This is a genomic window from Enterobacter sp. BNK-8, assembly GCF_048685095.1.
Lineage (GTDB): Bacteria > Pseudomonadota > Gammaproteobacteria > Enterobacterales > Enterobacteriaceae > Enterobacter > Enterobacter quasiroggenkampii.
This window is the reverse complement of record NZ_JBLQTN010000001.1, coordinates 1-13,504: the sequence shown is the minus strand read 5'-3', so window position 1 is coordinate 13,504 and position 13,504 is coordinate 1. Positions and strand designations below refer to the sequence as shown.

7 protein-coding genes, 2 tRNA genes and 3 rRNA genes are annotated in these 13,504 nt (G+C 54.3%); 7 read left to right on the top strand and 5 right to left on the bottom strand.

Going from position 1 to position 13,504, the window contains the following annotated elements:
- Positions 1-168 precede the first annotated feature (168 nt).
- Positions 169-1,389 (top strand): L-methionine/branched-chain amino acid transporter, encoded by a 1,221-nt coding sequence (gene yjeH / locus ACMGGU_RS00060; protein WP_049122274.1) that lies wholly within the window; start codon positions 169-171, stop codon positions 1,387-1,389.
- 36 nt (positions 1,390-1,425) lie between these two features.
- Here the strand turns inward: yjeH and ACMGGU_RS00055 are convergent, their stop codons facing one another.
- The gene (locus tag ACMGGU_RS00055; protein ID WP_023616652.1) at positions 1,426-1,890 is read right to left on the bottom strand and encodes an FxsA family protein; all 465 of its coding nucleotides are present in this window, start codon (positions 1,888-1,890) and stop codon (positions 1,426-1,428) included.
- Positions 1,891-2,225: 335 nt separating this feature from the next.
- Between ACMGGU_RS00055 and aspA the strand changes: the two genes are divergently transcribed.
- The 6 genes from aspA to ACMGGU_RS00025 all read left to right on the top strand — a co-directional run bounded on the left by aspA (position 2,226) and on the right by ACMGGU_RS00025 (position 8,011).
- On the top strand, positions 2,226-3,662 hold the full coding sequence (gene aspA, locus ACMGGU_RS00050; protein ID WP_003855923.1) for an aspartate ammonia-lyase: 1,437 nt from the start codon (positions 2,226-2,228) through the stop codon (positions 3,660-3,662).
- 115 nt (positions 3,663-3,777) lie between these two features.
- Positions 3,778-5,079, top strand: coding sequence for an anaerobic C4-dicarboxylate transporter (locus ACMGGU_RS00045; RefSeq protein ID WP_024907357.1), 1,302 nt, complete (start codon positions 3,778-3,780; stop codon positions 5,077-5,079).
- 113 nt (positions 5,080-5,192) lie between these two features.
- The gene (gene cutA, locus ACMGGU_RS00040; protein ID WP_014168278.1) at positions 5,193-5,516 is read left to right on the top strand and encodes a divalent cation tolerance protein CutA; all 324 of its coding nucleotides are present in this window, start codon (positions 5,193-5,195) and stop codon (positions 5,514-5,516) included.
- Positions 5,492-7,183 (top strand): protein-disulfide reductase DsbD, encoded by a 1,692-nt coding sequence (locus ACMGGU_RS00035; RefSeq protein ID WP_420300153.1) that lies wholly within the window; start codon positions 5,492-5,494, stop codon positions 7,181-7,183. The genes cutA and ACMGGU_RS00035 overlap by 25 nt, the downstream gene beginning before the upstream one ends.
- Before the next feature lie 49 nt (positions 7,184-7,232).
- On the top strand, positions 7,233-7,808 hold the full coding sequence (locus ACMGGU_RS00030; RefSeq protein WP_229226615.1) for a transcriptional regulator: 576 nt from the start codon (positions 7,233-7,235) through the stop codon (positions 7,806-7,808).
- Between the two features lie 127 nt (positions 7,809-7,935).
- Positions 7,936-8,011, top strand: a tRNA-Phe gene (locus tag ACMGGU_RS00025).
- Between the two features lie 214 nt (positions 8,012-8,225).
- On the opposite strand, the gene rrf is transcribed toward ACMGGU_RS00025, so the two are convergent.
- The 4 genes from rrf to ACMGGU_RS00005 form a co-directional block, all read right to left on the bottom strand.
- Positions 8,226-8,341: ribosomal RNA gene (rrf, locus tag ACMGGU_RS00020) — 5S ribosomal RNA — on the bottom strand.
- 71 nt (positions 8,342-8,412) lie between these two features.
- Positions 8,413-11,316, bottom strand: a 23S ribosomal RNA gene (locus ACMGGU_RS00015).
- A 182-nt stretch (positions 11,317-11,498) separates the two neighbouring features.
- Positions 11,499-11,574: transfer RNA gene (locus tag ACMGGU_RS00010), tRNA-Glu, on the bottom strand.
- A gap of 85 nt (positions 11,575-11,659) precedes the next feature.
- A 16S ribosomal RNA gene (locus ACMGGU_RS00005) occupies positions 11,660-13,199 on the bottom strand.
- The 16S, 23S and 5S rRNA genes sit together here with 1 tRNA gene alongside, the layout of an rRNA operon.
- Positions 13,200-13,504 lie beyond the last annotated feature (305 nt).

The window sequence follows — 13,504 nt, the reverse complement described above, 5'->3', positions numbered from 1 at the left end:
CTTTGAGAAAGTCATTATCAGTTATGGATGACGCCGGCCCGCATGCGGTTTTCCGACTAGTGCCCTGAGAGATGGGGATAGCTTTTTACCCCTTCAAGGGGGAGTTGAAAAAAAAATTTGCGAAAGTGTTACCATCGCCTCTCTTTTGGTATTGGCAGGGCGATGTCAATGAGTGGACTCAAGCAGGAGTTGGGGCTGGCGCAGGGCGTTGGCCTGCTCTCAACCTCCTTGTTAGGTACGGGCGTGTTTGCCGTACCCGCACTGGCGGCGCTGGTGGCAGGAAATAACAGCCTGTGGGCGTGGCCGGTGTTGATTGTACTGGTTTTCCCGATAGCCATTGTGTTTGCCATCCTGGGGCGGCATTTCCCCAGCGCGGGCGGCGTGGCGCACTTTGTCGGCCTGGCCTTTGGCGCACGGCTGGAGCGAGTGACCGGCTGGCTGTTTCTCTCCGTCATTCCGGTTGGCCTCCCGGCGGCGCTGCATATTGCGACAGGCTTTGGGCAGGCGCTGTTTGGCTGGCATCACGAGCAGCTGTTGCTGGCCGAGCTGGGGACGCTGGCTATCGTCTGGTGGGTGGGCTCACGCGGCGCCAGCTCCAGCGCCAACCTGCAGACGCTGGTTGCAGTGCTGATTGTCGCGCTTGTGGCCGCTATCTGGTGGGCGGGCGATATCACCGTAAAGGAGATTCCCTTCCCGGCGGTAACAGACGTCGACCACGCGCAGCTTTTTGCCGCGCTCTCCGTCATGTTCTGGTGTTTTGTCGGTCTGGAAGCCTTTGCCCATCTGGCGTCGGAATTTAAGCAACCTGAACGTGATTTCCCCCGCGCGCTGATGATCGGCCTGCTGCTGGCGGGTACGGTCTACTGGGCGTGTACCGTGCTGGTGTTGCACTTCCACGCGTTCGGCGCGGATCTCGCCGCCGCGGCATCGCTGCCGGGTATCGTGGTTGAACTGTTTGGTGTGAAGGCGCTGTGGATCGCCTGCGTTATCGGCTATCTGGCCTGTTTTGCCAGCCTCAACATTTATATCCAGAGCTTTGCCCGTCTGGTGTGGTCGCAGGCGCTGGATAAACCTGATAACCGCCTCGCGCGCCTGTCTAAACGCCAGCTGCCGCTGAATGCCCTGAATGCCGTACTGGGCTGCTGCGTGCTGAGTACGCTGTGCATTTACGCCCTGAAGATCAATCTGGATACGCTGCTCGTCTATGCCAACGGCATTTTTATTATGATCTACCTGCTGTGTATGCTGGCGGGCTGCCGTTTGCTGAAAGGCCGTTATAAAGCACTGGCGGTTGTTGGGGGGCTGCTGTGCCTGCTGTTGCTGGCGATGGTGGGATGGAAGAGCGTGTATGCCATCGTCATGCTGGCGGTGTTGTGGCTGGCGCTTTAGTAGGCCCGGTAAGCGAAGCGCCACCGGGCAACAAAATCACCGATCGTCTTTGTGATCCAGACGGTCGTGCTGTTCATCCTTACGCTGATATTCCCCTTCAAACGTGTCGCCTGGCCCGGTGCTGAACCCACCGCCGGGCATACGGCTAAAGCGCAGATGCGGCAGCAGCTTCATGGTGAGGTGTTTTTGCACCGGCGGCAGAAGCAGCAGAAGGCCGAGGAAGTCGGTGAAGAACCCTGGCAGAATCAGCAGCAGCCCCGCAATAATCAACGACACGCTTTTGATCATCTCTTCCGCCGGGCTTTCGCCTGCGGCCATCTTCTGCTGCATTATCAGGAAATTTTTGAAACCCTGATTACGCACCAGCGACATGCCGATGACGGAGGTGAAAATCACCAGAATCAACGTCAGCAGGACGCCCAGCACATGGGCAACCTGGATGAAAATGGAAATCTCAATATAAACATAGAGAAAGAAAGCAATAAACGGTATCCAGCGCACTGGCATCTCCTGTGTGGCAGAGGCCATCGGGCCCCTGTCTGAATGTGTTCGCGACGCGCGTTTGTATGAGATGGTGACGGTTAGCGAAAATTCAATCAGTTTGCACGGATATTTTTTTTGGAAATATTAAAGCGGTGACCCATTTCACAGATTAATAATTATCATGGAATCGGCTCGATAATAAGTGATCCAGCTTACGGCAATTCGCTATCATCAGCATATGATCTCGAGCATCTGGCTGATTGAGGGAATAATCGTCGGCCAGAAAATATTCAAAACCACATAAATACTGTGTGTTTAGTACAATCCATCGGCAGCTTGAAAAGAAGGTTCACATGTTAAACAACATTCGTATCGAAGAAGACTTGTTGGGTACCAGGGAAGTTCCAGCGGATGCCTACTACGGTGTCCACACTCTGAGAGCGATTGAAAACTTCTACATCAGCAACAGCAAAATCAGCGACATCCCTGAGTTTGTTCGTGGCATGGTGATGGTGAAGAAAGCCGCAGCCCTGGCCAACAAAGAGCTGCAAACCATTCCTAAAAGCGCGGCAAATGCGATTATCGCGGCCTGCGATGAAGTGCTGAACAACGGCAAATGCATGGATCAGTTCCCGGTTGACGTCTATCAGGGCGGCGCGGGCACTTCCGTCAACATGAATACTAACGAAGTACTGGCAAACATTGGCCTGGAGCTGATGGGTCACCAGAAAGGTGAATACCAGTACCTGAACCCGAACGACCACGTCAACAAATGCCAGTCCACCAACGACGCCTACCCAACCGGCTTCCGTATTGCGGTGTATGCCTCCGTGGTGAAACTGGTGGATGCGATCAACCAGCTGGGCGATGGCTTCCAGCGTAAAGCGGTTGAGTTCCAGGACATTCTGAAAATGGGTCGTACCCAACTGCAGGATGCGGTGCCGATGACCCTCGGTCAGGAATTCCACGCGTTTAACGTACTGCTGAACGAAGAGACCAAAAACCTGCTGCGTACCTCCGAGCTGCTGCTGGAAGTGAACCTGGGCGCCACCGCCATCGGTACGCGTCTGAACACCCCGGATGGCTATCAGCAACTGGCGGTACAGAAGCTGGCTGAAGTGTCCAACCTGCCGGTTGTGCCTGCAGAAGACCTGATTGAAGCGACCTCCGACTGCGGCGCCTACGTCATGGTACACAGCGCGCTGAAACGTCTGGCGGTGAAACTGTCCAAAATCTGTAATGACCTGCGCCTGCTCTCTTCCGGTCCGCGCGCTGGCCTGAACGAAATCAACCTGCCAGAACTGCAGGCGGGTTCATCCATCATGCCGGCCAAAGTGAACCCGGTCGTGCCAGAAGTGGTGAATCAGGTTTGCTTTAAAGTCATCGGTAACGATACGACCGTGACCATGGCCTCTGAAGCGGGTCAGCTGCAGCTGAACGTGATGGAGCCGGTAATTGGCCAGGCGATGTTTGAATCTATCCACATTCTGACCAACGCCTGCTACAACCTGCTGGAAAAATGCATTAACGGCATCACGGCGAATAAAGAAGTTTGTGAAGGTTATGTCTATAACTCCATCGGGATCGTCACCTACCTCAACCCGTTCATTGGCCACCACAACGGCGACATCGTCGGTAAGATTTGTGCCGAAACCGGTAAGAGCGTACGTGAAGTGGTGCTGGAGCGCGGGCTGTTGACCGAAGCCGAGCTGGACGATATCTTCTCGGCCCAAAACCTGATGCACCCGGCATATAAAGCGAAACGATATACCGATGAAAGCGAACAGTAACCGTTCAGGCTAGGCTTCTTAAGGCACGTCACTTGTGACGTGCCTTTTTTCTTTTTAGGCGTTACCAAAATACAACAATTCAATATCAACTTGTTAATAAGCAAGGCAGGTCCTTATGTTTGGAGCAGAACTCGTCATCGTCTTGTTGGCGATTTATTTGGGAGCACGACTCGGGGGTATCGGCATCGGTTTTGCCGGCGGTCTTGGAGTGCTCGTTCTTACCCTTATCTTTCAGATTAAACCCGGCGCTATCCCGTTCGACGTTATCGAAATCATCATGGCTGTTATTGCCGCTATTGCCGCCATGCAGGTGGCAGGCGGTATGGACTACCTGGTAAGCCTGGCGGAACGCATGCTACGCCGCCACCCTAAATACATTACCTTCCTTGCTCCGCTGGTGACCTGGTTTATGACCATTCTCGCCGGTACTGGCCACACCGCTTTCTCCACGTTACCGGTGATTACCGAAGTGGCGAAAGAACAGGGTATCCGTCCGTCGCGTCCGCTCTCCATTGCGGTCGTCGCGTCCCAGATCGCCATTACCGCCTCGCCGATTTCCGCGGCGGTGGTCTTCTTCGCCGGTATCCTGGAGCCGATGGGCGTGAGCTACCTGACGCTGCTGGCGATCTGTATCCCGGTGACGCTGATTGCGGTGATGATTACCGCCGTGCTGTGTAACTTCCTCGGCGCTGAACTGAAAGACGACCCGGTTTATCAGGAGCGTCTGGCAAAAGGTGAAGTGAGCCTGCGCGGCAGCCAGGTCTTCGAACTGAAGCCACATGCAAAACGCTCCGTGCTGCTGTTCCTGATTGGTATCGTCGCCGTCATGTTCTATGCGACCGCCATCAGCGATACCGTGGGCCTGATCCAGAACCCGGTCCTGCCGCGTAACGAAGCGATTGTGGTGTTCATGCTGACCATCGCAACGCTGATTAGCATCACCTGTAAAATTGATACCAGCGAAGTGCTGAACGCCAGCACTTTCAAATCCGGTATGAGCGCCTGCGTGTGCGTGCTGGGCGTGGCGTGGCTCGGTGATACCTTCGTGAAAGCGCACATTAGCGACATTCAGACCGTAGCAGGCGACCTGCTGCATAACTACCCATGGCTGCTGGCGGTCGTGCTGTTCTTTGCGGCTACCCTGCTTTACTCTCAGGCAGCGACCACCAAAGCGCTGATGCCTGCGGCTCTGATGCTGGGCGTCACCCCGTTAACCGCTATCGCCTCGTTTGCTGCTGTTTCTGCCCTGTTCGTGCTACCTACCTACCCAACCTTGCTGGCGGCCGTTGAGATGGACGACACCGGCTCAACCCGTATCGGTAAGTATGTGTTTAACCATGCGTTCCTGATCCCGGGCGTGGTCGCCATTTCACTCTGCGTGATCCTCGGCTTTATCATCGGTGGCGTGGTGCTGTAAACCGTTCCCGGTTGTAAAAATAGTTAAAATCGGGCCGCTCTGCGGCCCGTTTCATTAATGACCAACCGCCTTGCGTGATATAGTGAAACCTTTCGTGATGAGGAGGTCGACTTGTGAACACGCCTGATGCCGTTGTCGTACTGTGTACCGCCCCTGATGAAGCCTCTGCCCAGGATCTCGCAGCCAAAGTGCTGGCCGAAAAACTGGCAGCCTGCGTCACGCTCCTCCCCGGCGCGACCTCTCTTTACTATTGGGAAGGTAAGCTGGAGCAAGAGTACGAAGTCCAGATGTTGCTCAAAACCAATCTGGCGAATCAGCAGGCACTCCTGGACTGCCTCAAATCTCATCATCCTTACCAAACCCCGGAGCTGCTGGTCCTGCCAGTGGTTCATGGCGATAACGACTATCTCTCATGGCTCAACGCTTCCTTACGCTGATCCTGCTGCTGTGCAGCACATCAGTATTTGCCGGGTTGTTTGACGCGCCCGGCCGTTCGAACTTCATTCCTGCCGATCGGGCGTTTGTTTTCGATTTTCAGCAAAACCAGCATGTCCTTACGCTTAACTGGCAGGTGAAAGAGGGCTATTACCTCTATCGCAAGCAGGTCAGCATTACGCCTGCTCAGGCCAGCGTGGGCGCTTTACAGATGCCCTCTGGCGAGTGGCATGAAGATGAGTTTTACGGCAAAAGCGAAATCTATCGCCAGCACCTGAGCGTGCCTGTTACGGTGAATCAGGCGGATAAAGGTGCGACCCTGACGGTGACCTATCAGGGGTGCGCGGATGCCGGATTCTGCTATCCGCCTGAAACAAAGGTGGTTCCGCTTAGTGAAGTGAAAGCCTCTGCCACGGTTCCCCCTCTTCCTTCAGGCGAGAAGCGTGAAGCTCCCGCTGACCTTCCGTTCTCCGCGCTGTGGGCCTTGCTGATCGGTATCGGCATTGCCTTTACGCCGTGCGTGCTGCCGATGTATCCACTCATCTCTGGGATTGTGCTGGGCGGCAAACAGCGCCTTTCCACCGCCCGCGCGCTGCTGCTGGCCTTTATTTACGTGCAGGGTATGGCGCTGACCTACACGGCACTCGGCCTTGTGGTCGCCGCTGCCGGGTTGCAGTTCCAGGCCGCACTTCAGCACCCTTATGTGCTGATTGGCCTGTCGGCGATATTTATCCTGCTGGCACTGTCGATGTTTGGCCTGTTCACGCTGCAGTTACCGTCAGCTCTGCAAACCCGCTTAACGCTGATGAGTAATCGCCAGCAGGGTGGTTCGGCAGGCGGCGTGTTTATGATGGGGGCCATCGCCGGACTGATTTGCTCCCCTTGCACCACCGCACCGCTGAGCGCCATCCTGCTCTATATTGCCCAGAGCGGCAATCTGTGGCTTGGCGGCGGTACGCTGTACCTTTACGCACTGGGCATGGGCCTGCCGTTGATTCTGGTCACGGTTTTCGGCAACCGCCTGCTGCCGAAGAGCGGCCCGTGGATGGAGACGGTGAAAACCGCGTTTGGTTTTGTGATTCTGGCGCTGCCGGTGTTCCTGCTGGAACGCATTACGGGTGACGTATGGGGCTCTCGCCTCTGGGCGATGCTCGGCGTAGCGTTCTTCTCCTGGGCGTTTATCGTCAGTCTGGGGGCCAAAAAAGCGTGGATGCGCCTGGTGCAAATCCTCCTGCTCGCCGCCGCGCTGGTGAGCGTGCGTCCTCTTCAGGACTGGGCGTTCGGCTCGCCGGTCGGCCAGACGCAGGCGCATCTGAACTTCATCCAGATTAAGAACGTCGATGAGCTCAACAGCGCGCTCGCACAGGCGAAAGGCAAGCCGGTGATGCTCGATCTCTATGCCGACTGGTGCGTCGCCTGCAAAGAGTTTGAAAAATACACCTTTAGCGATCCACAGGTGCAAAACGCCCTGAAAGAGACTGTTCTACTCCAGGCGAATGTAACCGCCAATAATGCGCAGGATAAGGCTCTGCTGAAGCAGCTTAACGTGCTCGGGCTGCCAACCATCCTGTTCTTCAATCAACAGGGGCAGGAGCAGCCAGAACAGCGTGTAACCGGCTTTATGGATGCCGCGGCATTCAGTGCGCATTTGCGCAATCGCCAACCGTAAACAACACTGTAAACGTAACACACCGTTGGGAATAGCGGAGGAGACAACCGTGCAACGCGAAGACGTACTGGGACAAGCCCTGCAATTACTTGAGATTTATGGGATCGCCAGCACCACGCTTGAGATGGTAGCCGACCGTATCGATTACCCCCTGGATGATCTTAAGCGCTTCTGGCCGGATAAAGAGGCGCTCGTTTATGATGCTCTACGCTATCTCAGCCAGCAGGTTGATATCTGGCGCAGGCAGCTGATGCTGAATGAAGAGCTGACTGCGGAACAAAAGCTGCTGGCGCGCTATACCGCCCTGACGGAATGTGTCAGCAACAACCGCTATCCGGGCTGCCTGTTTATTGCGGCCTGTACGTTCTATCCCGATCCCGACCATCCTGTCCACCAGTTGGCGGATCTGCAAAAACGGGCAGCGCATGATTTCACTCACGATCTGCTGACCCGTCTTGAAGTGGATGACCCGGCAATGGTGGCGAAACAGATGGAGCTGGTGCTGGAGGGCTGCCTGAGCCGCATGCTGGTGAACCGTAGCCAGGCCGACGTGGATACGGCGCACCGACTGGCGGAAGATATTCTGCGCTTTGCTCAGTGCCGTATGGGTGGGGCATTGACGTAAGCGAGCCTGTTAAATTTGCCCTATTCGACGCGTAAACCATCAGATTGCCGCAAAGTTAAGCAATTGAACAGCTTTTCCCGAAATAATGTTGACGATAAGGCGCGATTGCGGTTTAATGCGCTCCGTTGCCCGGATAGCTCAGTCGGTAGAGCAGGGGATTGAAAATCCCCGTGTCCTTGGTTCGATTCCGAGTCCGGGCACCACTATTTAAAGAACCCAGCCTATGGCTGGGTTTTTGCTTTTCTGCGTTTATAAATCCCTTCTTTAGTATTCTTGCTTCTTTTTACCGTGGGATCGTGCGGTCTGCCATGCCCGGTGGCGCTGCGCTTACCGGGCCTACAAAACCATCCGGCATGATTTCTGACGCACAAAGCAAAAAACCCCGCACCTTACGGTACGGGGTTCTTCTTATTTGATGCCTGGCAGTTCCCTACTCTCACATGGGGAGACCCCACACTACCATCGGCGTTACGGCGTTTCACTTCTGAGTTCGGCATGGGGTCAGGTGGGACCACCGCGCTAAAGCCGCCAGGCAAATTCTGTTAATCTGTATCAGGCTGAATTTTGATTGTTCGTCTCTTCGCCAAAACATCTTCGGCGTTGTAAGGTTAAGCCTCACGGTTCATTAGTATCGGTTAGCTCAACGCATCGCTGCGCTTACACACCCGACCTATCAACGTCATCGTCTTTAACGTTCCTTCAGGAGACTTAAAGTCTCAGGGAGAACTCATCTCGGGGCAAGTTTCGTGCTTAGATGCTTTCAGCACTTATCTTTTCCGCATTTAGCTACCGGGCAGTGCCATTGGCATGACAACCCGAACACCAGTGATGCGTCCACTCCGGTCCTCTCGTACTAGGAGCAGCCCCCCTCAATTCTCCAGCGCCCACGGCAGATAGGGACCGAACTGTCTCACGACGTTCTAAACCCAGCTCGCGTACCACTTTAAATGGCGAACAGCCATACCCTTGGGACCTACTTCAGCCCCAGGATGTGATGAGCCGACATCGAGGTGCCAAACACCGCCGTCGATATGAACTCTTGGGCGGTATCAGCCTGTTATCCCCGGAGTACCTTTTATCCGTTGAGCGATGGCCCTTCCATTCAGAACCACCGGATCACTATGACCTGCTTTCGCACCTGCTCGAGCCGTCACTCTCGCAGTCAAGCTAGCTTATGCCATTGCACTAACCTCCTGATGTCCGACCAGGATTAGCTAACCTTCGTGCTCCTCCGTTACTCTTTGGGAGGAGACCGCCCCAGTCAAACTACCCACCAGACACTGTCCGCAACCCGGATCACGGGTCTACGTTAGAACACCAGCCATTAAAGGGTGGTATTTCAAGGACGGCTCCATGCAGACTGGCGTCCACACTTCAAAGCCTCCCACCTATCCTACACATCAAGGACCAGTGTTCAGTGTCAAGCTATAGTAAAGGTTCACGGGGTCTTTCCGTCTTGCCGCGGGTACACTGCATCTTCACAGCGAGTTCAATTTCACTGAGTCTCGGGTGGAGACAGCCTGGCCATCATTACGCCATTCGTGCAGGTCGGAACTTACCCGACAAGGAATTTCGCTACCTTAGGACCGTTATAGTTACGGCCGCCGTTTACCGGGGCTTCGATCAAGAGCTTCGCGTTGCCGCTAACCCCATCAATTAACCTTCCGGCACCGGGCAGGCGTCACACCGTATACGTCCACTTTCGTGTTTGCACAGTGCTGTGTTTTTAATAAACAGTTGCAGCCAGCTGGTATCTTCGACTGATTTCAGCTCCACCCGCAGGGGCTTCACCTACATATCAGCGTGCCTTCTCCCGAAGTTACGGCACCATTTTGCCTAGTTCCTTCACCCGAGTTCTCTCAAGCGCCTTGGTATTCTCTACCTGACCACCTGTGTCGGTTTGGGGTACGATTTAATGTTACCTGATGCTTAGAGGCTTTTCCTGGAAGCAGGGCATTTGTTACTTCAGCACCGTAGTGCCTCGTCATCACACCTCAGCGTTAAAAGGTACCGGATTTACCTGGAACCTCCGCCTACATGCTTAAACCGGGACAACCGTCGCCCGGCTAACATAGCCTTCTCCGTCCCCCCTTCGCAGTAACACCAAGTACAGGAATATTAACCTGTTTCCCATCGACTACGCCTTTCGGCCTCGCCTTAGGGGTCGACTCACCCTGCCCCGATTAACGTTGGACAGGAACCCTTGGTCTTCCGGCGAGCGGGCTTTTCACCCGCTTTATCGTTACTTATGTCAGCATTCGCACTTCTGATACCTCCAGCATGCCTCACAGCACACCTTCAACGGCTTACAGAACGCTCCCCTACCCAACAACACATAGTGTCGCTGCCGCAGCTTCGGTGCATGGTTTAGCCCCGTTACATCTTCCGCGCAGGCCGACTCGACCAGTGAGCTATTACGCTTTCTTTAAATGATGGCTGCTTCTAAGCCAACATCCTGGCTGTCTGTGCCTTCCCACATCGTTTCCCACTTAACCATGACTTTGGGACCTTAGCTGGCGGTCTGGGTTGTTTCCCTCTTCACGACGGACGTTAGCACCCGCCGTGTGTCTCCCGTGATAACATTCTTCGGTATTCGTAGTTTGCATCGGGTTGGTAAGCCGGGATGGCCCCCTAGCCGAAACAGTGCTCTACCCCCGAAGATGAGTTCACGAGGCGCTACCTAAATAGCTTTCGGGGAGAACCAGCTATCTCCCGGTTTGATTGGCCTTTCACCCCCAGCCACAAGTCATCCGCTAATTTTTCAACATTAGTCGGTTCGGTCCTCCAGTTAGTGTTACCCAACCTTCAACCTGCCCATGGCTAGATCACCGGGTTTCGGGTCTATACCCTGCAACTTAACGCCCAGTTAAGACTCGGTTTCCCTTCGGCTCCCCTATACGGTTAACCTTGCTACAGAATATAAGTCGCTGACCCATTATACAAAAGGTACGCAGTCACACCACGAAGGTGCTCCCACTGCTTGTACGTACACGGTTTCAGGTTCTTTTTCACTCCCCTCGCCGGGGTTCTTTTCGCCTTTCCCTCACGGTACTGGTTCACTATCGGTCAGTCAGGAGTATTTAGCCTTGGAGGATGGTCCCCCCATATTCAGACAGGATACCACGTGTCCCGCCCTACTCTTCGAGTTCACAACCTGTGTGTTTTCGTGTACGGGACTGTCACCCTGTACCGTGCGACTTTCCAGACGCTTCCACTAACACACAAGCTGATTCAGACTCTGGGCTGCTCCCCGTTCGCTCGCCGCTACTGGGGGAATCTCGGTTGATTTCTTTTCCTCGGGGTACTTAGATGTTTCAGTTCCCCCGGTTCGCCTCGTTAACCTATGTATTCAGTTAACGATAGTGTGACGAATCACACTGGGTTTCCCCATTCGGACATCGCCGGGTCAAAGGTTCATATCACCTCGCCGGCGCTTTTCGCAGATTAGCACGTCCTTCATCGCCTCTGACTGCCAGGGCATCCACCGTGTACGCTTAGTCGCTTAACCTCACAACCCGAAGATGTTTCACTTCTGATTGCGAAAATTTGAGAGACTCGAACACACCTTAAAGATGTGTCGTTTCAATTTTCAGCTTGATCCAGATTTTTAAAGAGCAAATATCTCAAACGTGACTCGCAAGTCAGTTTTGAGATATGACGGCAGGTGACTTTCACTCACGAACCAGCAAGTGGCGTCCCCTAGGGGATTCGAACCCCTGTTACCGCCGTGAAAGGGCGGTGTCCTGGGCCTCTAGACGAAGGGGACACTGAAGTCTCAATCGCAAGACGCCTTGCTATTTACTTTTCATCAGACAATCTGTGTGAGCACTACAAAGGCAGGTTCTTTAAGGTAAGGAGGTGATCCAACCGCAGGTTCCCCTACGGTTACCTTGTTACGACTTCACCCCAGTCATGAATCACAAAGTGGTAAGCGCCCTCCCGAAGGTTAAGCTACCTACTTCTTTTGCAACCCACTCCCATGGTGTGACGGGCGGTGTGTACAAGGCCCGGGAACGTATTCACCGTAGCATTCTGATCTACGATTACTAGCGATTCCGACTTCATGGAGTCGAGTTGCAGACTCCAATCCGGACTACGACGCACTTTATGAGGTCCGCTTGCTCTCGCGAGGTCGCTTCTCTTTGTATGCGCCATTGTAGCACGTGTGTAGCCCTACTCGTAAGGGCCATGATGACTTGACGTCATCCCCACCTTCCTCCAGTTTATCACTGGCAGTCTCCTTTGAGTTCCCGGCCTAACCGCTGGCAACAAAGGATAAGGGTTGCGCTCGTTGCGGGACTTAACCCAACATTTCACAACACGAGCTGACGACAGCCATGCAGCACCTGTCTCAGAGTTCCCGAAGGCACCAATCCATCTCTGGAAAGTTCTCTGGATGTCAAGAGTAGGTAAGGTTCTTCGCGTTGCATCGAATTAAACCACATGCTCCACCGCTTGTGCGGGCCCCCGTCAATTCATTTGAGTTTTAACCTTGCGGCCGTACTCCCCAGGCGGTCGACTTAACGCGTTAGCTCCGGAAGCCACGCCTCAAGGGCACAACCTCCAAGTCGACATCGTTTACGGCGTGGACTACCAGGGTATCTAATCCTGTTTGCTCCCCACGCTTTCGCACCTGAGCGTCAGTCTTTGTCCAGGGGGCCGCCTTCGCCACCGGTATTCCTCCAGATCTCTACGCATTTCACCGCTACACCTGGAATTCTACCCCCCTCTACAAGACTCTAGCCTGCCAGTTTCGAATGCAGTTCCCAGGTTGAGCCCGGGGATTTCACATCCGACTTGACAGACCGCCTGCGTGCGCTTTACGCCCAGTAATTCCGATTAACGCTTGCACCCTCCGTATTACCGCGGCTGCTGGCACGGAGTTAGCCGGTGCTTCTTCTGCGGGTAACGTCAATTGCTGAGGTTATTAACCTCAGCACCTTCCTCCCCGCTGAAAGTACTTTACAACCCGAAGGCCTTCTTCATACACGCGGCATGGCTGCATCAGGCTTGCGCCCATTGTGCAATATTCCCCACTGCTGCCTCCCGTAGGAGTCTGGACCGTGTCTCAGTTCCAGTGTGGCTGGTCATCCTCTCAGACCAGCTAGGGATCGTCGCCTAGGTGAGCCGTTACCCCACCTACTAGCTAATCCCATCTGGGCACATCTGATGGCAAGAGGCCCGAAGGTCCCCCTCTTTGGTCTTGCGACGTTATGCGGTATTAGCTACCGTTTCCAGTAGTTATCCCCCTCCATCAGGCAGTTTCCCAGACATTACTCACCCGTCCGCCGCTCGTCACCCAGGAGCAAGCTCCCTGTGTTACCGCTCGACTTGCATGTGTTAGGCCTGCCGCCAGCGTTCAATCTGAGCCATGATCAAACTCTTCAATTTAAGTTTGATGCTCGTGAATTAAACTTCGTAATGAATTACGCATGTTCACTCAGAGACTTGGTATTCATTTATTGTCCGAAGACATTAAGAATCCATGTCACTTTGAGTGCCCACACAGATTGTCTGATAAATTGTTAAAGAGCAGTGCAACGCGGCTTTCGCTCACCGTTGCGAGGTGGCGTATATTACGCTTTCCTCTTTCAGAGTCAACCCGTTATTTCAGGATTTTTTCTCTTCAACCGAACCGCTTGTTGTGTGAAGTGATTCACATCCGCCGTGTCGATGGAGGCGCATTATAGGGAGTT